The following is a 22326-nucleotide window of genomic DNA, read 5'->3' on the forward strand; positions in this document are numbered from 1 at the left end:
CCGGAGTGAGGGAACCCGGAGCGAAGCGGAGGGCCGGATGAATGGAGCGATGGATTTTTTGGTGACTTTTTGATCCTTCAAAAAGTTACCCGCCGTAAGGGCGGAAAGGTGAATAAGCATCGACATCGTAAATGAATGCGCGCTCAACTGTAGAAACCCACGCCGATCGCATTTGACTTTGACTTTGACTTTGACTTTGACTTTGACTTTGACTTTGACTTTGACTTTGACTTTGACTTTGACTTTGACTTTGACTTTGACTTTGACTTTGACTTTGACTTTGACTTTGACTTTGACTTTCAGAGTCATGCGTTTTGAAATCTATATGATCAAGATCAAGATCAAGACCAAGACCAAGAAACATGAGTTGATTGTCGGGCTATTGTATCCGTAATGAAACGGGGATTCAGAAACAGTTATTAGACACTACGCCCAATCTGATAAAACTCGCCCCGACTCCAAACCCCAAGCCAAACTTCCCCATCAATCTCCCGCGCCACCGCCAGCTCCACCAACTGATAGAACACATTGCGATGAATCAACGCCTCCAGGTTGCCGCGCATAAGCACATAGGGCGAAGGCTCCTGGGTAACCGGATCAAGCTCGACCCGCAGGGGATTATCAGGCCCGGCCTCGACCTGGTCGTCGACATTGCTGGTGAACCGCAGCACCTGCTGTTCTCCACTGCCCTCGACGTCCAGCAGCACGGCAACAAACGGTGCATCATCAACCCGGATCCCGACCTTCTCCACCGGCGTAACCAGGAAGTAGTCATCCCCGTCACGCCGAATGATGGTAGAGAACAACCGCACCATCGGCTTGCGCCCGATCGGCGTCCCCAGGTAGTACCAGGTCCCGTCCCGGGCGATCCGCATGTCGATGTCGCCGCAAAAATCCGGGTTCCACAGGTGCACCGGGGGCAGCCCCTTGTGCGCGGGGATCTGCGCCAGCAGATCGTTGGCCTTGCCGGAATCGCTCATGACACGCTCGCTCAGTTGCTCATGCCCAGAAGACTACGAGCGTACTCGCGCATCGGCGCGGCAAGCAAATCCTGGGGCGTGTTGTCGTGGAACGTCAACAAACCGCCGCGGCTCTTGATGCGCGCGGTGTCGATCAGGTAACGGGTGCTGGTCTCGATCAGCATCATCTGCACCACGCCACGGTCCCAACCCAGGCGATCGACGGCCTGCTCGTCATACCACTCGTCACCGTTGCCGATACGGTCGTCGGTGCGGGCGAAACGGGTGTACAGCACATAGTCGGCACCTACCGCGCGGGCCTCGGCGATTGCGTCTTCCAGACCCAGCGGGCCCTGGGCGCGGCGCACCAGCGGGAAATACTCGACGAAGCTCTTGAAGGCCTCCTCGGCCACCGCGTTCTGCTGCGGCACCGGCCCCTTGCCCGGCGGCACGAAGGCGCCCTGGCCGATGAAGATGAACGAGTCCGGCTGCAGACGGATCGACAGGGTACGGGTGGTGTCACTGTGGTCCAGCAGGCCCGCATCACTCATGTGGTAACGGACGCCCTCGCCCATATCGCTGACATTCATGCAGCCGCCCAACGCCATCAGCGCCAGCAGCAAGACCAGGCTACGCATCTTTCCTCCAGAAACCGGTGACGAAAAACCGGCGAATAGCCGCAGGATGCAGCTTTTGCGCCAGAGTCAGCCGCCGATCACCTTCATCACCATCACATCGCCGGAAAACGCCACGTCCTGCTTATCCGCCAAGGCCTTCACCAGCAACCGCTGCAGCGCCGGGAGCGCCTGATGGCGGGGCTTGTCGAGCAGGTCGCCGACAAAGTGACGGTTACTCGACGACAGGCAGCCATGCAGCCAGCCAGTGGACGACAGGCGCAGGCGCGAACAGCTGCGGCAGAACGGCACGCTCTCGTTGGCGATCACGCCGAAATGGCCCTTGCCGGGAATGCGGTAACGCAGGGCCGTGGCATCCAGCGGGCGCGGCGCCTGCTCATAGCCGTACGACTGGCCGATCAACGCCAGCAATTGCTCTAGACCGACGAACTGCTGCAGGAAGGCATTGCCGTCGCGTGCCAGGTGGCCCATGCGCATCAGCTCGATGAAGCGCAGCTCGTAGCCGCGCTCGAGGCAATAGTCGAGCAGCGGCAGCACCTGATCGAGGTTCTGCCCGCGCATGGGCACCATGTTGACCTTGATCGTCATGCCCGCGGCACTGGCCTGCGCCATGCCCGCCAAGACGCTGGCCAGGTCGCCGCCCCGGGCGATCCGGCGAAAGGCACTGGCGTCGAGGGTATCGAGGGAAACGTTGAGCCGACGGATGCCGGCGTCACGCAGCAGCGGCAGCTTGCGGGTGAGCAACTGGCCGTTGGTGGTCAGGCTGATGTCTTCCAGCCCCAGGCCCGCCACCGCGCCGAGAAAGGCCTCCAGCCGCGGGCTGACCAGCGGCTCGCCGCCGGTGATGCGCAGCCGTTCGACCCCGGCCGCCTCCACCAGGTAGGCCACGCCCCGGGCCAGGGCATCCGCCGTGAGCTCGTCCTGCGCCGCCACCAGGCGCTTGCCATCGGGCACGCAGTAGGTGCAGGCATAGTTGCAGGCAGCAGTCAGGCTGACGCGCAGGTTGCGAAAGCGCCTGCCTTGACGATCGACGATCATGGATGACTCCGGCGTGGAAGATTCTGGCGGGCAAAACCTGACTCAAAAATCAGGTTTTTGCAAGCCTTCCCGTCGAAGCCTGGATGCAACGCGCCCGCCGAAGACTCGGCGGGCGAGCATTGAACGGCTTTAGTTCGCCGCTTCCGGGTCGCGCTTGCGCTTGTTGCCCATGCGCACGCCGATGTCCATGAGGAACTGGAAGAAACCTTCCTGATCCTCGAGCACATTGCTCCAGAACGGCGAGTGGTACAGCGCCACTGCGCCGTGAACCAGCGCCCAGGCCGCGCAGTAGTGGAAGTACGGCGGCACGTCCTCGAGCTTGCCCTCGCTGATACGCCCCTTGATCAACTGGGTGAGGCGATCGAAGTTGGAGGCGCGGATGCTGTGCAGCTGCTCGACCATTTCCGGCACCTGGTTGCCCTTGACCACCTTCTCTTCCAGGCGGTCGAACAGCCGGTAGCGCTGCGGGTCGCGCATGCGGAACTCGAAGTAGGCACGCGACAGGGCTTCCTTGTCGCGGTCGACGTCAGCCGAATGCAACAGCTCATTCAGGTCACGCTCGTAGTCGAGCATCAGGCGCAGGTAGATCTCCGCCTTGGACTTGAAGTGCTTGTAGATCGTGCCTTTGCCGATACCGACGGCGTCGGCGATCATCTCGACGGTGACGCTGTCTTCACCCTGTTCGAGAAACAGCTTGAGCGCCGTGTCGAGGATCTCTTGTTCGCGACGGCGAAACTCACGGACCTTGCGAGGTTCTTTCTGCATAAAGAAGGACTGGGATGACAATCGAAGCGGATTATTATGCCTAACTGGCGGCAAATTGCACGGATCTTCCAACCATGTCTGTGTTTCTTGATGAGTTCGAACAGGCACCGGGCCTGTGCTACCTGAATCACGCGGCGATCGCCCCCTGGCCGCGCCGCACCGCCGAGGCCGTGGCGCGCTTCGCCCAGGATAATGTCCGCCTGGGCGCCCGCGAGTATCCCGCCTGGCTGGCCACCGTACGCCGCCTGCGCGAACGCCTGGCACGCCTGCTGAATGCACCCACCACCGGCGACATCGCCCTGGTGGGCAACACCTCCCAGGCGCTGTCGCTGGTGGCCTTCGGCCTGGACTGGCGGCCCGGCGACCGGGTCGTCATCAGCGACGAGGAGTTCCCCTCCAACCGCGTGGTCTGGCAGGCCCTGGCCGATCGCGGAGTCGAGGTGATCGAGGCAAGCCTGGCCGGCGCCGATCCGGAAGCGGCGCTGCTCGCCGTCTGCGGCCCGCGAACGCGGTTGATGTCGGTCAGCGCCGTGCAGTTCGCCAGCGGCCTGCGCCTGGACCTGGCTCGCCTGGGCGCCGCCTGTCGCCAGCGCGGCGTGCTGTTCTGCGTCGATGCGATCCAGCAGGTCGGCGCCCTGCCCTTCGATGTGCAGCACTACCAATGCGACTTCGCCATGGCCGACGGCCACAAGTGGATGCTCGGCCCCGAGGGGCTGGGGGTGTTCTATTGCCGCAGCGAGCTGCGCCGGCAGTTGAAGCTGCATGCCTATGGTTGGCACATGCTCGAGCACCTTGGCGACTTCGAACGCCGCCAGTGGCAACCGGCGCGCAGTGCGCGGCGCTTCGAGTGCGGCAGCCCGAACATGCTCGGCGCCTGCGCGCTGGAGGCCAGCCTGTCGCTGCTGGAGGATGTCGGTATGACGGTGGTCGCCGAACAGCTGGAGCAGCGGGTCGAGCAGCTGCATCAAGGGCTCACGGCCATCCCCGGGGCGCGGCTGCACAGCCCGGGCGATCCTTCACGGCGGGCCGGCATCGTCAGTTTCAGCCTGGACGGCCATGCCAACGCCGACATTTATCGAGCCCTGAGCAGTAACGGAGTGATATGCGCGGTACGCGGCCCTGGGGTACGGTTTTCCCCACATTTCTATACCGACCGCCGCCTGATCGACGAAGTACTGCGACAGGTCCGGCAGATCGCCATGCACTGAGCGCGCAAGGGGCTGCGGACGTATTCCAAATCTGTTTAAAAAACGATCAATCACCGCTGGCGGGGCGCCAATCCTGGCCAATACTTGAAGTGTTGGCGCGGCGCATCCCCCCAAGTGGCGCGCCGATAAAGGTGCCCAGGGACCGTGTGCCTTTGTTTTACTCCTAATGGTCTTAACCCGGATTCCCCCCCCAGAACCCGGGTTTTTTTTGCCCGGTTCGGGAGGGTCGGCGCAGCGACCTCAGGCCACCCTTGCCAGCGGGAAAAGTCGCTTGAAGTTGCTGGTCGTCTGCTCGGCCAGTTGCTCGTAACTCACCCCACGCAACGACGCCACATACTCGGCCACTTCCCGCACGTACTGCGGCAGGTTCGGCTTGCCGCGATGCGGGATCGGCGCCAGGTACGGCGAGTCGGTCTCCACCAGCAGGCGATCCACCGGCACCTGCCGGGCCACCTCGCGCAGGGCGTCGGCATTGCGGAAGGTGACGATGCCGGACAGCGAGATGTAGTAGCCCAGGTCCAGCGCGGCCCTGGCCATCGGCCAGTCCTCGGTGAAGCAGTGCAGCACCCCGGCCTGGGGCAGGTTGGCCTCGCGCAGCAGCGCCAGGGTGTCCTCGCGGGCCGCCCGGGTGTGCACGATGACCGGCTTGCCGGTCTGCCGCGAGGCCTCCAGGTGCAGGCGGAACGAGGCCTGCTGCAGCTCGGCGGCCTCCGGCTCGTAGTGGTAGTCCAGCCCGGTCTCGCCGATGGCCACCACATGCGGGTGGGCCAGTTCGCGCAACAGCCACTCCAGCGCCGGCGTCTCGCCGGGCGCCAGGTCGAGCGGGTGCACGCCCACCGAGCAGTCCACGTCGGCATAGCGCTCGCTCAGCGCCTTGACCGCGCCGGCATTCTCGGCGCTCACGCCGATGCACAGGAAATGCCCTACCCCGCGCTCACGGGCTGCCTGCAGGGCGGCGTCGAGGGAGCCCTGGTGGGCGCTCAGGTCGAGACGGTCGAGGTGGCAATGGGAATCTACGAGCATGGGAACACGACACACATGAATGAACGGTGGAAATCAGCGCATGCCCGGCAGCTGCACCCAGTGGGCGAGCAAGGCTTCGAGCAGCAGTACACGGTTGAGGTTGGCCTTGCCCAGCACTTTCTGGCGCTGCTCGAGGATCCACGCCTGGACCTCCAGCACCTTGCCCTGGCGGCTCTTCTGCGCCAGGTACTGCAGCACCTTGCGCATGTCGGCCAAGCCTAGTCCTTCCTCATCCTGGGTCAACTGGTAGCGCAGGATCAGGTGCGACCAGTCGCAGAACCAGTCGAACAGCAGCAGCAAGGGCACGCTGTTCCAGGCCTCGGCCAGTTGACTGGGCGACTGCTGCTGCTTGAGCAGCTTCTTCACCCCCTCGGTCACCAGCGCACGCTGTTCGCGCACGCCCTGGGCCTGCAGGCTCACGGCCATCAGCGGCGAACCGGCGGCCAGGGTCAGCAGCTCTTCGCGCTCTTCCTCGGCGCTGTCGGCAAGGGCGGCGGCCAGCCAGGCGCGGCTCTGCTCCTGGCTCGGCTGCGGGCAGGCGACCTGCTGGCAGCGGCTCTTGATGGTCGGCAGCAGGCGGCTGGGCTGGTGGCTGACCAGCAGCAGCACGGTATCGCCGGAAGGCTCCTCCAGGCTCTTGAGCAGGGCGTTGGAGGCATTGATGTTCATCGCCTCCACCGGCTCGATCAACACCACCTTGCGCCCGCCCTGCTGGGCAGTCTGCACCACGAACGACACCAGTTCGCGCACCTGGTCGATCTTGATCGGCTTGTCGGCCTCTTCCGGCTCCAGCACGAAGTTGTCCGGGTGGCTGCCGGCCTTGAGCAACAGGCACGACTTGCACTGGCCACAGGCATCCAGGCCCTGTGGCTGCTGGCACAGCAGCCGCGCCATCAGACGCTCGGCCAGGGCGCGCTTGCCGATGCCCTGGGGGCCATGCAGCAAGTAGGCATGGGCATGCTGGGCGCGCCCGGCCAGTTGTTGCCAGAGCACCTGCTGCCAGGGGTAGGCATCAGCCACGGCAACGCTCCAGGATGCCCGGCACCAGGGCGTCGATGGCCTGCTGCACCGCGCTCAACGGCTGTGCGGCGTCCAGCAGCCGGTAACGCTGCGGCTGCTGGCCGGCACGCTGCAGGTAGGCCTGGCGCACCGCCTCGAAGAAGTCCTGGCCTTCCTGCTCGAAGCGGTCCAGCCGACCACGGGCCGCGGCGCGGGCCAGGCCGACCTCCACGGGCAGGTCGAAGACCAGGGTCAGGTCAGGGCGCAGCTCACCCTGGACGAAGGCCTCGAGGATGGCGATGCGCTCCACCGACAGGCCGCGGCCGCCGCCCTGGTAGGCATAGGTGGCGTCGGTGAAGCGATCACACAGCACCACGGCGCCACGGCCCAGCGCCGGGCGGATGACTTCGGCCAGGTGCTGGGCGCGGGCGGCGAACATCAGCAGTAGCTCGGTGTCGACCGCCATGCGCTCCTCGCTCGGCGCCAGCAGCAGTTCGCGGATGCGCTCTGCCAACGGCGTGCCGCCGGGCTCGCGGGTCATGACCACATCGACGCCTTGCTCGCGCAGGCGTGCCGCGAGGTATTCGCGGTTGGTGCTCTTGCCAGCGCCTTCAGGGCCTTCCAGGGTGATAAACAAACCGCTCACGAGTGTTCCTTAGTATCTTCTGGCACCGACGTGTCGGCCGGCGCGGATTCATCGGTGGGGGCCGGCGCGTCGCTTTCCGGCGCGGGCGCAGGGGCCGCGTCCGGTGCCGCCTGCGGCTCGGGCGTCGCCGGCTCGGCCTGCGGCGCGGGGCTGGAACGGTAATCCGCCCGACGCTTGAGCTGGAACTCGCGCACCGCGCTGTTGTGATCGTCCAGGTCGTCGGAGAACACATGACTGCCGTCGCCGCGGGCGACGAAGTACAGGCTCGAGCCGTCGCTGGGGTTGAGCGCGGCATGGATCGCCTCGCGCCCGACCATGGCGATCGGCGTCGGCGGCAAGCCGGTCATGGTGTAGGTGTTGTAGGGCGTCGGCTCGCGCAGGTCGGCGCGGGTGATCTTGCCGTTGTAGCGCTCGCCCATGCCGTAGATCACGGTCGGGTCGGTCTGCAGCATCATGCCCAGGCGCATGCGCCGCACGAACACGCCGGCGATCTGCCCGCGTTCCTGGGGAATGCCGGTTTCCTTCTCCACCAGCGAGGCCATGATCAGCGCCTGGTAAGGGTCGCGATACGGCAGGTCGGTGCTGCGCTCGGCCCACTCCTTGGCCAGCACTTCGTCCAGGCGCATGTAGGCCTGCTGCAGCAGCTCGACGTCGCTCATGCCGCGCACGAAGCGATAGGTGTCAGGGAAGAAGCGGCCCTCGGGGAACACGCCGGTGTGGCCGAGCTTGTCCATCACCTCGGTATCGGACAAGCCTTCGAGGGTGTGCTTGAGCTTTTCATGCTTGGCCACCGCGGCACGCACCTGGCGGAAGGTCCAGCCCTCGACCAGGGTGATGTTGTACTGCACCACGTCGCCGCGCTTCCAGGCGTCGAACAGCTGCCCCACGGTCATGCCCGGGGTCACGCGGTATTCGCCGGTATGCAACGGCGTGCCCGCCATGTTGAAGCGCCAGTAAAGGCGCAACCACAGCGGGTCGTCGAGCAGGCCTTCGCTCTGCATGCGATAGAACATACGGTTGGGCGTCGTGCCACTGGGCACGTCGAGCAGGCGCTCCTGCGCCACTTGCAGGGGCTGCTCCAGGACCGAGTTGACCTTCCAGGCGGCCCAGCCCAGTGCCAGGCCGGCGAGGATCAAGCTCATTTCCAGCAGCAGCAGGAATTTGCGTCTCACGAATCAGGTATCCAGTAACGTACGGGCAACGGCCTGCAGTTTACGGGTGAGCGGCCCGGCCGGCCAGTTCAGCGCGCCGAATTCACGCACGGGCCAGATGCCGTAGACACTGTTGCAGACGAACACTTCGTCGGCCTGCGCCAGCGCCTCCAGCGGCAAGTCCCGCACCTGGGTGGGAATGCCCAGCAACGCCGCCTGCTCCAGCAACGCCGCGCGCATCACCCCGGCCACGCCGCAACGGCTCAGCTCGGCGGTCAGCAGCACGCCGTCACGCACCAGGAACAGGTTGCTGTACACCCCTTCAATCACCCGCCCTTGGCCGTCACGCATCAAGCCTTCGGCAAACGCCGGGTCCTGCCATTCGGCGCGGGCCAGCACCTGCTCGAGGCGGTTGAGGTGTTTGAGCCCGGCCAGCAGCGGTTGTTCCGCCAGCCGCGTCTGGCAGGCGTACAAACGCACGCCCTGTTCGGCGTGTTCGGCGGGATAGGCCGGCAAGGGACTGCCCTGAAGGATGCGCCGCGCCTGGGCGCCAGCCGCCGGGGCATAGCCGCGCTGGCTGTCGCCACGGGTCAGGATCAGCTTGGCGACGCCCTCGCCCAGCAACTGGGCGAATTGCAACAGTTCATTGCGAACCAGCGTCAGGTCGGCCTCGATCGCCAGGCGCTGGCAACCCAGCGCCAGGCGGTCGAGGTGCAGGGCCAGCAGGCTGGGCCTGCCGCCGCGCACGGCGATGGTCTCGAACAGGCCATCGCCGTAGGCCAGGCCACGATTCTGCAGGTTGACCGCAGCCGCGTCCTGGCCATCGATCCAGCTGTGCATCAGTCGGCGAACCGACGGAATACCAGCGAGCCGTTGGTGCCACCGAAGCCGAACGAGTTGGACAGCACCACATCGATCGGCATGCTGCGCGCCTGGTGCGGCACGAAGTCCAGGTCGCAGCCTTCGTCGGGCTCGTCCAGGTTGATGGTCGGCGGCGCCATCTGGCTGTTGATCGCCAGGACACTGAAGATCGCCTCCACCGCGCCGGCGGCACCGAGCAGGTGGCCGGTCATCGACTTGGTCGAGCTGACGGCCAGCTTGTAGGCGTGCTCGCCGAACACGCGCTTGATCGCGGCCACTTCGGCGATGTCGCCGGCCGGCGTCGAGGTGCCGTGGGCGTTGATGTAGCTGACGTCCTCAGGCTTGATGCCGGCATCGCGCAGGGCGTTGGCCATGCAGCGGGCGGCGCCTTCGCCGGAATCGGGCGGCGAGGTCATGTGGTAGGCGTCGCCGCTCATGCCGAAACCGACCAGCTCGGCATAGATGGTGGCGCCACGGGCCTTGGCGTGCTCCAGCTCTTCGAGCACCAGGGCGCCGGCACCGTCGGACAGCACGAAGCCATCACGGCCCTTGTCCCACGGACGGCTGGCACGGGCCGGCTCGTCGTTGCGGGTCGACAGCGCGCGGGACGCGCCGAAGCCGCCCATGCCCAGGCCGCAGGCGGCCATTTCGGCGCCGCCGGCGATCATCACGTCGGCTTCACCGTAGGCGATGTTGCGCGCGGCCATGCCAATGCAGTGGGTGCCAGTGGTGCAGGCGGTGGCGATCGCGTAGTTCGGCCCTTGCAGACCCAGGTGGATCGACAGGAAGCCGGAGATCATGTTGATGATCGAACCCGGCACGAAGAACGGCGAGATCCGGCGCGGCCCCTGCTCGTGCAGGGTCTTGCTGGTCTCTTCGATGTTGGTCAGGCCACCGATGCCCGAGCCCATGGCCACGCCGATGCGCTCGCGGTTGGCGTCGGTGATTTCCAGGCCGGCGTTGCGCACCGCCTGGAAGCCGGCCGCCAGGCCGTACTGGATGAACAGATCGAGCTTGCGGGCCTCCTTGGCCGACAGGTACTGCTCGACTTCGAAGCCCTTTACCGAGCCGCCAAAACGGGTGGAGTAGGCAGACAGATCCGTATGCTCGATCGGACCGATGCCACTGCGGCCAGCCAGAATGCCCTGCCAGGTGCTCGGTACATCGGTACCCAGTGGCGACAGCATACCCATACCAGTGACCACGACGCGTCTACGCGACACAGTACTCTCCTCATTTCCAAATTACAGAGTCTCTTGCCAGTGCACTGGCGCGGCCAATGGCCTGGCAACAGACTCCGCTGATTGCAGGGCTTGCAAAGAAAAAACCGCACGCCGGCGACGGCAGTGCGGTTTTTCCCGACAAGAAGCGTCGACTGAAACGTCTTAGGCCTGGTGGGCGTTGACGTAGTCGATGGCAGCTTGAACGGTAGTGATCTTCTCGGCTTCTTCGTCAGGGATTTCGGTCTCGAATTCCTCTTCCAGAGCCATCACCAGCTCAACGGTGTCAAGCGAATCGGCACCCAGGTCCTCAACGAAGGAAGAGGTGTTCTTCACTTCATCTTCCTTGACGCCCAGTTGCTCGGCGACGATTTTCTTGACGCGTTCTTCGATGGTGCTCATACCTAGTTTTCACTCCTAATGGACATATGTCAGGCAGCTGGCCGGTGACCAAGTTTATAGGAAGACGCCTGCTTTTCAAGCGTAACGCGCCTTCCACCAGGCCACCGGGCCCTCTGCCCGGAATCTGGTTGCAGCTTTATAACGGATTTTAGGCTCGCAGTATGACTCTTTTTTGAAGCAATCCGTCACATTGAGTTGCGGTTTTTACATGTACATCCCGCCATTCACCGGCACGGTGGCGCCGGTGACATAGGCTGCGCCGTCGGAAGCCAGGAAGGAAACCACTTTCGCGATCTCCTCGGCCTGGCCCAGGCGGCCCAGCGGAATCTCTTTCTGCAGGGCCTCGCGCTGCGCTTCTGGCAGTTCGCGGGTCATGTCGGTGTCGATGAAACCCGGGGTCACCGAGTTGACGGTGATGCCACGCGAGCCCACTTCACGGGCCAGGGCACGGCTGAAGCCTTCCAGGCCGGCCTTGGCGGCGGCGTAGTTGGCCTGGCCGGCGTTGCCCATGGCACCTACCACCGAGCCGATGCTGATGATACGACCCCAGCGGGCCTTGGTCATGCCGCGCAGCACGCCCTTGGACAGACGGTAGAGGCTGTTGAGGTTGGTGTCGATCACGTCGAACCACTCGTCGTCCTTCATCCGCAGCATCAGGTTGTCGCGGGTGATGCCGGCGTTGTTGACCAGGATGGCCGGTGCGCCGAACTGCTCGCCGATGGCGCCCAGCACCGCGTCCACGGACTCGGCGCTGGTGACGTTCAGCTCAAGGCCGGTGCCGTTGATGCCGTGCTCTTTCAGGGTGGCGGCAATACGCTCGGCGCCCGACGCGGTGGTGGCGGTACCGATCACGGTCGCGCCCTGACGGCCCAGCTCGAGGGCGATGGCCTGGCCGATACCACGGCTGGCGCCGGTGACCAGTGCAACTTTACCTTGCAGGCTCATGCAAGCTTCTCCGAATTCAGGCCAGCGCCGCACGGGTGGCGGCGACGGCGTCTGGGGTGTTGAGGTTGTAGGTGGTCACGCCGTCGGCGCAACGCTTGTTCAGGCCGGCCAGGACCTTGCCCGGGCCGCATTCGACCAGGTTCACCGCGCCGCGCTCGGCCAGGGCCTGCACGCATTCTACCCAGCGTACCGGCTGGTACAGCTGCGCCAGCAGGTCCTGCTTGAGAGCGTCGAGGTCGGCGGCGATGGCGGCGGTGACGTTCTGCACCACCGGGATCTGCGGGGCCTTCCATTCGATGGCGTTGACCGACTCGGCGAAACGCTCGGCGGCCGGCTTCATCAGCGCGCAGTGCGACGGCACGCTGACCGCCAGCGGCAGGGCGCGCTTGGCGCCGGCCTCTTTGCACAGCTCCATGGCGCGATCCACAGCCGCCTTGTTGCCGGCGATGACCACCTGGCCAGGGGAGTTGAAGTTCACCGCGCTGACCACTTCGTCTTCGGCGGCCTTGGCGCAGATCTCGACCACGACCGCGTCGCCCAGGCCGAGGATCGCGGCCATGGCGCCGTGACCGGCCGGCACAGCCTCCTGCATCAGCTGACCGCGGCGCTCGACAAGGCGCACGGCGTCTTTCAGCGACAGGCTGCCAGCGGCGACCAGGGCGCTGTATTCACCCAGGCTGTGACCGGAGACGTACGCAGGCTGCGCGCCACCCTCTTCCAGCCACAGGCGCCACAGGGCGATCGAGGCGGTCAGGATGGCCGGCTGGGTCTTGTCGGTCTGGTTGAGTTGTTCTTCCGGGCCTTCCTGGACCAGCTTCCACAGGTCGTAGCCCAGGGCCTCGGACGCTTCCTTGAAGGTCTCGACGATTACCGGTTTTTCGGCGCCCAGCTCTTTGAGCATGCCCAGCGACTGGGAACCTTGACCAGGAAAGACGAATGCGAGGGATGCAGACATTGAACAAGCCCTTATGATCTTGTCGTCGGATAGGGTGCGCCGGGCCTTGGGCCGGGCGCGCAATCTGAAAGCTTGGATGGAGCGGCGGACCAAGCGGTCACATTTAAGCACTTCATCGCAAATATGCCTAAGACCTGTTTTAGCCTCATCACGGCAACAGGTCTTCGAGGCGCCCATGCAGGCGCTGCGGCAGGTTCTCCTGGATCTCGATCAGCGCGCGCTGGATCGCGCTCTGCAAGCCCTGCACGCCCGCCGAGCCATGGCTCTTGATGACGATGCCCTGCAACCCCAGGAAGCTTGCGCCATTGTGCCGGGCCGGCGCCAGGTCGGCCTGCAGGCGCTTGAGCAACGGCATGGCCATGGCCCCCGCCGCCCGCGCCAGCAGCCCGCCACGGAACAACGCCTCGATACGCGCGCCGATCATGGTCGCCAGGCCCTCGCTGGACTTGAGCAGGATATTGCCGACGAAACCGTCGCACACCACCACGTCCGCCTCGCCACGGTACAACCCGTCGCCCTCGACGAAGCCGATGTAGTTCAGGCCCCGGGCGTTCTGCAACAGGCTGGCGGCCAGCTTGACCTGCTGGTTGCCCTTGATGTCCTCGGTGCCGATATTGAGCAGCGCCACCCGCGGCCGATGCACGCCCAGGGCCTGGGCGGCCACCGAACCCATCACGGCGAATTGGTAGAGGTTTTCCGCGCTGCAATCGACATTGGCGCCGAGATCGAGCAGCTGGCAGTAGCCAGCCTGGGTCGGAATCGCCGCCACCATCGCCGGGCGATCGATACCAGGCAAGGTCTTGAGCACCAGGCGCGACAGGGCCATGAGCGCACCGGTATTGCCGGCGCTCACGCAGGCCTGGGCCTTGCCATCACGCACCAGTTCGAGAGCGACGCGCATCGACGAGTCCGGCTTGCCCCGCAACGCCTGCGATGGCCGCTCGTCCATGCCGATCACTTCGCTGGCCGCGACAATCTGCAGGCGCGCGCGATCCGCAGCCGCAAGGCCACTGACGAGATCTTCAAGGAGGGAGGGTTGACCGACGAGGGTCAGGTGCAGCGAGGGGGTAGCCGAAAGGCAGGCAATGCTAGCCTGGACAATGTTGCGGGGACCGAAGTCCCCGCCCATTGCGTCGATCGCGATGATCTGAGCGGACAAGGATTACTCGTCGGCGCCCTTGTCGATCACTTTGCGACCACGGTATACGCCTTCTGGCGATACGTGGTGACGCAGGTGTACTTCACCGGTGCTCTTCTCTACCGACAGAGCTTCTGCCGACAGGGCGTCGTGCGAACGGCGCATGTCACGGGCAGAGCGGGATTTTTTGTTCTGCTGAACAGCCATAATTGATTAACTCCTAAACGTTTGGGTCACGCTTTAACTGCGCCAATACACTGAACGGGTTGGACCGCGATACCTCGTCCTTGCTCGGCTCGGGCTCATCGAGTCCCGCCGGCTGCTGGCATTCTTCCGGATGATGAGCAGGCACGATCGGCAGGGCGAGCAACAGCTCTTCCTCGACCAACGCCTGCAGATCCAAAGGATCTTCGCCCAGTTCCAGCACGTCATAGCCTTTCGGCAACGACTGGGTGTTCGCACCCTCCTTCACCACGGCGTATGTGCATTCGCTGTGGATCGGCAGGGTGACCAGCTCAAGACAACGCTGGCAAACCATCTTGACTTCGACGTCCAGCGCACTGTGGATAACCACCACGTGCTGTTCATCTCGTTCAAAATCGAACTTCGCCTGCACCGTACCGACATTGTCGGAAAGCGGGTCGCAGAGTCTTTCCAAATCAGCGAGTTGCAGCGAACCTTCGAGGGTTACGCCACGATCAGCCAATTTGCGCGGGTCAACGTGAGGTGGAATCGGGTCATTCAACATAGGCGCAGCATTCTAGGGATGCACCCCCTCCCTGTCAAAGGAAATTAGGTGCCATCTCGCATGTTAGAATTCGGGGTAATTGCCCAGGAGTCTACCATGCTTCCCTTGTTACTGGCTTCCAGCTCTGCGTACCGCCGCGAACTGCTCACCCGCCTGCGCCTGCCCTTCGCCTGGGCGAGCCCCGACCTTGACGAACGGCGCCTCGATGGCGAGCCCGCCGTCGAGCTGGTCCGCCGCCTGGCCCGACAGAAGGCCGAGGCCCTGGCCGCCAGCCACCCCGACCACCTGATCATCGGCTCCGACCAGGTGGCGGTGCTGGGCGAGCAGATCCTCGGCAAGCCCCACACCTTCGAGCGCGCCTGCGAGCAATTGCTGGAGGCCAGCGGGCAACAGGTCACCTTCCTCACCGGGCTGGCGCTACTGAACAGCGCCACCGGCCACTGCCAGGTCGATTGCGTACCGTTTACCGTGACGATGCGCGAGCTGGATCGGGAGCGCGTGGAGCGCTACGTGACGGCCGAGCAGCCGCTGGACTGCGCCGGCAGCTTCAAGGCGGAGGGATTGGGGGTCAGCCTGTTCCAGAGCACCCATGGCTGTGATGCCACGAGCCTGATCGGGCTGCCGCTGATTCGACTGGTGGACATGCTGTACAAGGAAGGCGTGCAGGTGCCTTGAGCACCAGCCCTCTCAAGGCGTTAAAAATTAGCGTCCGGCTTGGAATTGCCGGGGCTGCTTTGCAGCCCTTTCGCGACACAAGGCCGCTCCTACAGGGACGCGCTCGCCTGTAGGAGCGGCCTTATGCCGCGAAAGGGTCGCAAAGCGACCCCTGCAATCTTGGACTGGACCACGGCGATGAACCTTCAGCTCAACGCAACGAAGGCCCCTGGAACCCCATGTACAGCGCCAGGCGCTCCGCCACGCTGGCGCCGATGCGCTTGGAGAAGCGATCGAATGGCGACTCCTGCACGGTGAAGTCCACCAACTCCTTCTCACCCACGATGTCGCGGGCGACATAGCTGGCACTGCCCAGCCCATCCACCAGCCCCAGCACCTTGGCCTGCTCGCCGGACCAGATCAGCCCGCTGAACAGCTCCGGATGCTCCTTGTCCTTCAAACGCTCGCCCCGCCCTTGCTTGACCATGGCGATGAACTGGCGGTGCGTGGTGTCCAGCACACCCTGCCAGAACGCGGTCTCCTCGGGCTTCTGCGGCGAGAACGGATCGAGGAATGCCTTGTGCTCGCCAGCGGTGTAGGTACGACGCTCCACCCCCAGCTTGTCCATGGTCCCGACGAAGCCGTAGCCGGCCGCGGTGACACCGATGGAGCCGACCAGGCTGGCCTTGTCGGCATAGATCTCGTCGGCGGCACTGGCGATGTAGTACGCCCCGGACGCGCCCAGGTCAGCGATCACCGCATACAGCTTGATAGCCGGGTACTCGGCGCGCAGGCGCCGGATCTCGTCATACACGTAGCCCGACTGCACCGGGCTGCCGCCCGGGCTATTGATGCGCATGACCACGGCCTTGGTCTTCGGATCCTTGAACGCCTCGCGCAGGCTCTTGACGATATTGTCGGCGCTGGCTGGCTCCTGGTCGGCGATCACCCCGCGCACCTCGACCAGCGCGGTGTGGTTGCCGCTGCGCGAGGCCGCCTTGTCCACATCCATCAACGGCGTGAACAGGAACAGGATGCCGAACAGGTAAACGAAGGTCAGCAGCTTGAAGAAGATCCCCCAGCGCCGCGCCCGGCGCTGCTCCTGGACGCCAGCGAGCAAGGTCTTCTCCAACAGCTTCCAGCTCTTGCGCTCCTCGCCGGCTTCGTCCGGTTCGGGCGCCTTCCATTCGTCAGTCATGCTCACCTACCTTGGAAATTGATCTGCGCAGGCTCGGCCAGCCATTCGCGCAACTGGGAAAAATGCTCGATGCACACTTGCGGACCGTATTCGGCCAGGGCCTGCAGCGACATGGCGCCGTAGCCCACCGCCACCGAATGCATGCCGGCGTTGCTGGCCATCTGCAGGTCGAACGCCGAATCTCCGACCATCAGTGCCCGCCCGGGTTCGACCCTGCAATGGGCGAGAATCTCTTCGAGCATCAACGGATGCGGCTTGCCACGGGTTTCGTCGGCCGCCCGGGTGATGTCGAAATAGCCTTCCCAGCCATTGGCCTTGAGCACCCGATCCAGGCCACGCCGCGCCTTGCCGGTGGCCACCGCCAGACGATACCCCTCGGCACGGAACGCTTCCAGCGACTCGACCACGCCGTCGAACAACGGCGAAGGCTGCTGGTCCAGCGCCATGTACACGTCGGCGTAGTGCTGACGGAACGCCTCGACCTGCGGCGCATCGAGGTGCGGGTACAGAGTGGCGATCGCCTCCCCCAGCGCCAGGCCGATGATGCCCTTGACCGCCTCGTCGCTGCTGGCGGCCTCGCCGGCACGCCCGGCGGCCACGTTCATCGCCTCGACGATGCGCCCGATGGAATCGGCCAGGGTGCCGTCCCAGTCGAAGATCAGCAGGTCATAACTTTTATTCATGGCTCAGGACGCCAGCCGCTCGATGGTCTTGGCCCACATCTCGTCCACCGGCGCCTCGAGCTTGAGCTCACCACCGTCCGGCAGCGGCACGGTCAGCTGATAGGCATGCAGGAACAGACGCTTGCCGCCCAGCTCGCGAATCTCGCGAGTGAAGTCTTCATCGCCGTATTTGCTGTCGCCGGCGATCATGTGCCCGGCATGCAGGGTATGCACACGGATCTGGTGGGTACGCCCGGTGATCGGCCGCGCCTCGACGATGGTGGCGAACTCGCCGAAACGGCGCAGCACGCGGAACATCGTCAGCGCGTCCTTGCCCTCGTCGTTGACCTCGACCATGCGCTCGCCGGAACGCAGGTTGCTCTTCTGCAGCGGCGCATTGACCTGCTTCTTGGAGGTCGGCCAGTGGCCGCGCACCAGCGCCATGTAGCGCTTGTCGACGCCATCGCCGCGCAGGGCGGCGTGCAGGTGGCGCAACATGCTGCGCTTCTTGGCGATCATCAGCAGGCCCGAGGTGTCGCGATCCAGGCGATGCACCAGCTCCAGCTCCTTGGCGTCCGGACGCAGTTGGCGCAGCGCCTCGATCACGCCGAAGCTCAGACCGCTGCCGCCGTGCACGGCGATGCCGGCCGGCTTGTTCATCACGATCAGCGCCTTGTCCTCGTAGACAATGGCCGCCTCAAGGCGCTGCAGCAGCCCCTGGGCCACCGGCGCCGGCTCGTCGCGCTCGGGCAGGCGCACCGGCGGCACGCGCACGATATCGCCGGCCTGCAGCTTGTACTCAGGCTTGATCCGGCCCTTGTTGACCCGCACCTCACCCTTGCGCAGGATGCGGTAGACCAAGGTCTTGGGCACGCCCTTGAGGGCCGTGATGAGGAAATTGTCGATGCGCTGGCCGGCAAGCTCCGGCGGGACTTCGATCAGCTGAACGCCGGAAGTCGGGGGGGTATTGGTCGTCATGGCGGGATCATAACAATTTTTTATGGAATTGAAGCACTTAATCATTGCTGCTATAGTCGCGAACGCCGCCAAAAGCGGCAGGCCAGCGGCACCAGGCTCTACGCCGGCCCTGACCATCGCAATTCCCGAGGACGCGAGGCCGTCCTACGGAGCGTTCGCCAGTTTAACTAAATGCCTGGAATCGCCACCAGCGCTGTGTAGAGAAGACCGAAAAAAAACGACAAGTGCGGTGTTTCACCTGCTTACCCGATTCTTTTCGCCGTACCTCTGCCCGCCACCGTCGTTTCCGCGCATTCGGGCGAATGCTTCGGAAATACCTGCCTTGGATATGTTATGGCGCCAGCCCGGAACCGGGCTGGCGAAAAATGCAACCCGTTGCGGATTCAGCGCGCGGCAGCACCGAATTTTCAAGGGATACGTGCAGGGTGGAGATGTACAGCCCTCGGACCGTGTGGCACCGAACCCGTCCCAGCGCCCCACTCAACGGGCGATGAGCGGACAAGGTCCTGAACAGACGCCCTCGTGGCGTCCACGGACGACCGGTTGATTCCTCCTCCTGACTGAGTGCACCAGGCCCGCTCGATTGATTCGGATAACCTTCGAAAAGCTCGACAGGTCTTTTGGCACCGCAAAACAGGACGCGTCGTCGCGACAACGGCAGGCTGGGCAACCGGCTGGTGCCGAACGTCGCCAGACACGGGGGTGGCCCGCCACCCTTTGCGCACCTTGGCACCGACCCTGAGAAGTCGTGTGTGCCGCACGCCGTTTCCGGCAGCCCGGAAACCGACGGTACAACATGAAAAGAATGCTGATTAACGCAACTCAGCCCGAAGAGTTGCGTGTAGCCCTGGTGGACGGCCAACGTCTCTACGACCTGGACATCGAGTCCGGCGCCCGTGAGCAGAAAAAGGCCAACATCTACAAAGGCAAGATCACCCGGATCGAGCCCAGCCTCGAAGCCGCCTTCGTCGACTTCGGCTCCGACCGTCACGGCTTCCTGCCGCTGAAGGAAATCTCCCGCGAATACTTCAAGAAAGCCCCTGAAGGCCGGGTCAACATCAAGGAAGTCCTGAGCGAAGGCCAGGAAGTCATCGTCCAGGTCGAGAAGGAAGAGCGCGGCAACAAAGGCGCCGCCCTGACCACCTTCATCAGCCTGGCCGGCCGCTACCTGGTGCTGATGCCCAACAACCCGCGCGCCGGTGGCATCTCCCGCCGCATCGAAGGCGAAGAGCGCAACGAACTGCGCGAAGCGCTGAACGGCCTGACCGTTCCGGGCGACATGGGCCTGATCGTGCGCACCGCGGGCCTGGGCCGCAGCAGCGAAGAAATGCAGTGGGACCTCGACTACCTGCTGCAGCTGTGGACCGCCATCAAGGAAGCCTCGCAAGACCGCGCCGCGCCGTTCCTGATCTACCAGGAAAGCAACGTCATCATCCGCGCCATCCGCGACTACCTGCGCCAGGACATCGGCGAAGTGCTGATCGACAGCATCGACGCCCAGGAAGAAGCCCTGACCTTCATCCGCCAGGTGATGCCGCAGTACGCCAGCAAGGTCAAGCTGTACGAAGACAGCGTCCCGCTGTTCAACCGCTTCCAGATCGAAAGCCAGATCGAAACCGCCTTCCAGCGCGTGGTCGACCTGCCGTCCGGCGGCTCGATCGTCATCGACCCGACCGAAGCCCTGGTGTCCATCGACATCAACTCGGCGCGCGCCACCAAAGGCAGCGACATCGAAGAGACTGCCCTGCAGACCAACCTGGAAGCGGCCGAAGAGATCGCCCGCCAGCTGCGCCTGCGTGACATCGGCGGCCTGATCGTCATCGACTTCATCGACATGACCCCGGCCAAGAACCAGCGTGCCGTCGAAGAGCGCGTACGTGAGTGCCTCGAAGCCGACCGTGCCCGCGTGCAGGTAGGCCGTATCTCGCGCTTCGGCCTGCTGGAAATGTCCCGTCAGCGCCTGCGTCCATCGCTGGGCGAAAGCAGCGGCATCGTCTGCCCGCGCTGCTCCGGCACCGGCATCATCCGTGACGTCGAGTCGCTGTCGCTGGCAATCCTGCGCCTGATCGAAGAAGAAGCGCTGAAGGACCGCACCGCCGAAGTACGCGCCCAGGTGCCGATCCCGGTGGCCGCCTTCCTGCTCAACGAGAAACGCAACTCGATCACCAAGATCGAACTGCGCACTCGCGCACGCATCATCATCCTGCCGAACGATCACCTGGAAACCCCGCACTTCGAAGTCCAGCGCCTGCGCGACGACAACCCGGACGTGCTGAACAACCAGTCCAGCTACGAGATCGCCTCGGCCGAGACCGAAGAAGCGCCGCAGCCGACCGCCACCCGCACCCTGGTGCGCCAGGAAGCCGCGGTCAAGACCGCGCCGGCCCGCGCCAACGCCCCGGTACCGGCCACCGCTGAAGAGCAGCCGGCCCCTGCCGCGCCGGTCGCCGCCCCAGCCGCCGCCGAGCCGAGCCTGTTCAAAGGCCTGGTCAAGTCGCTGGTCAGCCTGTTCGCCGGCAAGGAAGAGCCTGCCGCCGCACCGGTCGCCACCACCGAGAAGCCAGCCACCGAACGCTCGCCACGCAACGAAGAGCGCCGTAACGGTCGCCAGCAGAGCCGCAACCGCAACGGCCGTCGCGAAGAAGACCGCAAGCCACGTGAAGAGCGCGGCGAGCGCACCCCGCGTGAAGAGCGCCAGCCTCGCGAAGAGCGTGCACCGCGCGAAGAACGTGCGCCACGTGAAGAGCGTCAACCGCGCCAGCCGCGTGAAGACCGTCGTGGCAACCGCGAAGAGCGCGTGCGTGAACTGCGCGAGCCGCTGGACGCCGCACCGGTCGCCCGCGAAGAACGCGCCCCGCGTGAAGAGCGTGCGCCACGCGAAGAACGCGTAGCCCGTGAAGAGCGTGCACCGCGTGAAGAACGCGCGCCACGTGAAGAGCGTGCGCCGCGCGAAGAACGCGCCCCTCGTGAAGAGCGTGCACCGCGTGAGGAACGTGCCCCACGCGAAGAGCGTGCGCCGCGTGAAGAACGCGCACCACGTGAAGAGCGTGCCCCTCGCGAAGAACGTGCCCCACGTGAGGAACGCGCCCCACGCGAAGAGCGCCAGCTGCGCCCTGAGGTGCAGGCCGCCGAACAGGCCGTGGAGCTCGCCGAGGAGCAACTGCCGAACGAAGAGCTGCTGCAGGACGAGCAGGAAGGCGCCGATGGCGAGCGCCCACGCCGCCGTTCCCGTGGCCAGCGTCGTCGCAGCAACCGTCGTGAGCGCCAGCGCAACGCCAATGGCGAGCTGATCGACGGCGGCGACGAAGACGCCGGCGAAGAGCAGCCACAACAGCACCAGGCCACCGAGCTGGGTGCCGAACTGGCCGCCGGCACTGCCGTCATCGCTGCCGTTGCCACCAGCAACATCAGCGCCGACGCCGAGGCCGAAGCCAACCAGCAGGCCGAACGCGCTAGCGCCGCTGTCGCCGAGACCCAGGTGGAAATCACCGAAGTCGTGGCAGAGCAGGTCGCCATCGCCCCGGTGGTCGAGCAGCCTGTCAGCGAGCCAGTGGTCGCCGCCGAGCCGAGCATCGAGCCTGTCGTCGAAGTGGCGCCGCAGCCTGTGGTTGAAGAAGCCGCCATCGAGCAGCCGACCGCCGTTGTCGAGGCCGTTATCGAAGCAGCCGCCGAGCCTGTAGCGGTCGTGGAAGCCCCTGTGGTGGAAGCGGGCGACATCGAGAAGGCACCGGTTGCCGAAGTGGTCGAAGCCCAGGCGCCAGTCGCCGAACAGCCTGCTCCGGTGGTCGAAGCCCAGCCTGAAGTGGTCGAAGCCCCGGTGGCCGAGCCTGCGCCAGCCGTGGTTGCCGAAGAAGCGCCGGTCGAGCCGTCCACCATCATGCTGCCGAACGGCCGTGCGCCGAACGATCCGCGTGAAGTGCGTCGCCGCAAGCGTGAAGCCGAAGCAGCCGCTGCTGCCCTGGCCGCCGCTGCCCCGGCCGAAGCCCTGGAAACCGCTGACGAGCACAAGCCTCATCACGGTTGATAGCCTCGGCTGAATGAAAAAGCCCCGCCAGTGCGAACTGGCGGGGCTTTTTCTTTGCCGGGTGGATGGCACCGGCTTCGCCGGTGATCGCGGGGCCACCCCCCTCCGACACCGGGC

General features: G+C 64.9%; 23 protein-coding genes. 3 read left to right on the forward strand and 20 right to left on the reverse strand.

All coding sequences use genetic code 11. The features are described from left to right. The 5 genes from V0R62_RS25475 to V0R62_RS25495 all read right to left on the reverse strand — a co-directional run. The coding region (locus tag V0R62_RS25475; RefSeq protein WP_330105667.1) for a hypothetical protein at window positions 1–309 on the reverse strand (309 nt) is incomplete at its 3' end. 110 nt (window positions 310–419) lie between these two features. After that, a complete protein-coding gene (locus V0R62_RS25480) occupies window positions 420–980 on the reverse strand; it encodes a DUF1285 domain-containing protein (protein WP_330105668.1) in 561 nt (186 codons plus the stop codon). Between the two features lie 11 nt (window positions 981–991). Next, window positions 992–1597, reverse strand: a complete 606-nt coding sequence (locus V0R62_RS25485) for a DUF4823 domain-containing protein (protein ID WP_050704713.1) — start codon at window positions 1595–1597, stop codon at window positions 992–994. A gap of 66 nt (window positions 1598–1663) precedes the next feature. Then, complete coding sequence (locus V0R62_RS25490) at window positions 1664–2632, reverse strand: GTP 3',8-cyclase MoaA (RefSeq protein ID WP_330105669.1); 969 nt, start codon at window positions 2630–2632, stop codon at window positions 1664–1666. 129 nt (window positions 2633–2761) lie between these two features. Then, window positions 2762–3397 carry a TetR/AcrR family transcriptional regulator gene (locus tag V0R62_RS25495; RefSeq protein WP_011532895.1) on the reverse strand — a complete coding sequence of 212 codons (636 nt, stop codon included), beginning with the start codon at window positions 3395–3397 and terminating at the stop codon, window positions 2762–2764. Between the two features lie 74 nt (window positions 3398–3471). On the opposite strand from V0R62_RS25495, the gene V0R62_RS25500 reads away from it, so the two are divergent. Further along, on the forward strand, window positions 3472–4605 hold the full coding sequence (locus V0R62_RS25500) for an aminotransferase class V-fold PLP-dependent enzyme (protein ID WP_330105670.1): 1134 nt from the start codon (window positions 3472–3474) through the stop codon (window positions 4603–4605). A gap of 240 nt (window positions 4606–4845) precedes the next feature. On the opposite strand, the gene V0R62_RS25505 is transcribed toward V0R62_RS25500, so the two are convergent. The 12 genes from V0R62_RS25505 to V0R62_RS25560 all read right to left on the reverse strand — a co-directional run bounded on the left by V0R62_RS25505 (window position 4846) and on the right by V0R62_RS25560 (window position 14693). Continuing rightward, window positions 4846–5628: a TatD family hydrolase gene (locus V0R62_RS25505; protein ID WP_330105671.1), complete on the reverse strand. Its 783-nt coding sequence runs from the start codon at window positions 5626–5628 to the stop codon at window positions 4846–4848. 33 nt (window positions 5629–5661) lie between these two features. Continuing rightward, entirely contained in the window at window positions 5662–6648 is a 987-nt protein-coding gene (locus tag V0R62_RS25510) for a DNA polymerase III subunit delta' (protein ID WP_330105672.1), read from the reverse strand. Beyond that, a complete protein-coding gene (gene tmk / locus V0R62_RS25515; RefSeq protein WP_330105673.1) occupies window positions 6641–7273 on the reverse strand; it encodes a dTMP kinase in 633 nt (210 codons plus the stop codon). The genes V0R62_RS25510 and tmk overlap by 8 nt, the downstream gene beginning before the upstream one ends. Further along, window positions 7270–8445, reverse strand: coding sequence for an endolytic transglycosylase MltG (mltG, locus tag V0R62_RS25520; RefSeq protein WP_330105674.1), 1176 nt, complete (start codon window positions 8443–8445; stop codon window positions 7270–7272). Before mltG ends, tmk begins: the two co-directional genes overlap by 4 nt. 3 nt (window positions 8446–8448) lie before the next feature. After that, complete coding sequence (gene pabC, locus V0R62_RS25525) at window positions 8449–9264, reverse strand: aminodeoxychorismate lyase (protein WP_330105675.1); 816 nt, start codon at window positions 9262–9264, stop codon at window positions 8449–8451. Continuing rightward, a complete protein-coding gene (gene fabF, locus V0R62_RS25530; RefSeq protein ID WP_330105676.1) occupies window positions 9264–10508 on the reverse strand; it encodes a beta-ketoacyl-ACP synthase II in 1245 nt (414 codons plus the stop codon). The genes pabC and fabF overlap by 1 nt, the downstream gene beginning before the upstream one ends. A gap of 162 nt (window positions 10509–10670) precedes the next feature. Further along, a complete protein-coding gene (gene acpP, locus V0R62_RS25535) occupies window positions 10671–10907 on the reverse strand; it encodes an acyl carrier protein (RefSeq protein ID WP_028690990.1) in 237 nt (78 codons plus the stop codon). A gap of 204 nt (window positions 10908–11111) precedes the next feature. Next, the gene (fabG, locus tag V0R62_RS25540; protein ID WP_023630496.1) at window positions 11112–11852 is read right to left on the reverse strand and encodes a 3-oxoacyl-ACP reductase FabG; all 741 of its coding nucleotides are present in this window, start codon (window positions 11850–11852) and stop codon (window positions 11112–11114) included. Window positions 11853–11868: 16 nt separating this feature from the next. Next, entirely contained in the window at window positions 11869–12807 is a 939-nt protein-coding gene (gene fabD, locus V0R62_RS25545; RefSeq protein WP_330105677.1) for an ACP S-malonyltransferase, read from the reverse strand. A gap of 148 nt (window positions 12808–12955) precedes the next feature. After that, window positions 12956–13966, reverse strand: coding sequence for a phosphate acyltransferase PlsX (gene plsX / locus V0R62_RS25550; RefSeq protein WP_082337679.1), 1011 nt, complete (start codon window positions 13964–13966; stop codon window positions 12956–12958). Between the two features lie 3 nt (window positions 13967–13969). Then, window positions 13970–14152: a 50S ribosomal protein L32 gene (gene rpmF, locus V0R62_RS25555; RefSeq protein WP_028690987.1), complete on the reverse strand. Its 183-nt coding sequence runs from the start codon at window positions 14150–14152 to the stop codon at window positions 13970–13972. 13 nt (window positions 14153–14165) lie between these two features. Further along, entirely contained in the window at window positions 14166–14693 is a 528-nt protein-coding gene (locus V0R62_RS25560) for a YceD family protein (protein ID WP_023630499.1), read from the reverse strand. A gap of 96 nt (window positions 14694–14789) precedes the next feature. Between V0R62_RS25560 and V0R62_RS25565 the strand changes: the two genes are divergently transcribed. Beyond that, the gene (locus tag V0R62_RS25565; RefSeq protein ID WP_330105678.1) at window positions 14790–15368 is read left to right on the forward strand and encodes a Maf family protein; all 579 of its coding nucleotides are present in this window, start codon (window positions 14790–14792) and stop codon (window positions 15366–15368) included. A 190-nt stretch (window positions 15369–15558) separates the two neighbouring features. Here the strand turns inward: V0R62_RS25565 and V0R62_RS25570 are convergent, their stop codons facing one another. From V0R62_RS25570 to rluC, 3 genes are read right to left on the reverse strand one after another with little or no spacing between them, the layout of a single operon-like run. After that, window positions 15559–16545: a S49 family peptidase gene (locus tag V0R62_RS25570; RefSeq protein ID WP_330105679.1), complete on the reverse strand. Its 987-nt coding sequence runs from the start codon at window positions 16543–16545 to the stop codon at window positions 15559–15561. 2 nt (window positions 16546–16547) lie between these two features. After that, entirely contained in the window at window positions 16548–17228 is a 681-nt protein-coding gene (locus V0R62_RS25575; RefSeq protein ID WP_330105680.1) for an HAD family hydrolase, read from the reverse strand. A gap of 3 nt (window positions 17229–17231) precedes the next feature. Next, window positions 17232–18185 carry a 23S rRNA pseudouridine(955/2504/2580) synthase RluC gene (gene rluC, locus V0R62_RS25580; RefSeq protein ID WP_050704696.1) on the reverse strand — a complete coding sequence of 318 codons (954 nt, stop codon included), beginning with the start codon at window positions 18183–18185 and terminating at the stop codon, window positions 17232–17234. Between the two features lie 796 nt (window positions 18186–18981). Here rluC and rne point away from each other — a divergent pair. Beyond that, window positions 18982–22209 (forward strand): ribonuclease E, encoded by a 3228-nt coding sequence (gene rne / locus V0R62_RS25585; RefSeq protein WP_330105681.1) that lies wholly within the window; start codon window positions 18982–18984, stop codon window positions 22207–22209. The last annotated feature ends 117 nt before the right edge of the window (window positions 22210–22326 follow it).

It is taken from the genome of Pseudomonas carassii (genome assembly GCF_036324045.1).
Classification (GTDB): Bacteria; Pseudomonadota; Gammaproteobacteria; order Pseudomonadales; family Pseudomonadaceae; genus Aquipseudomonas; species Aquipseudomonas peradeniyensis.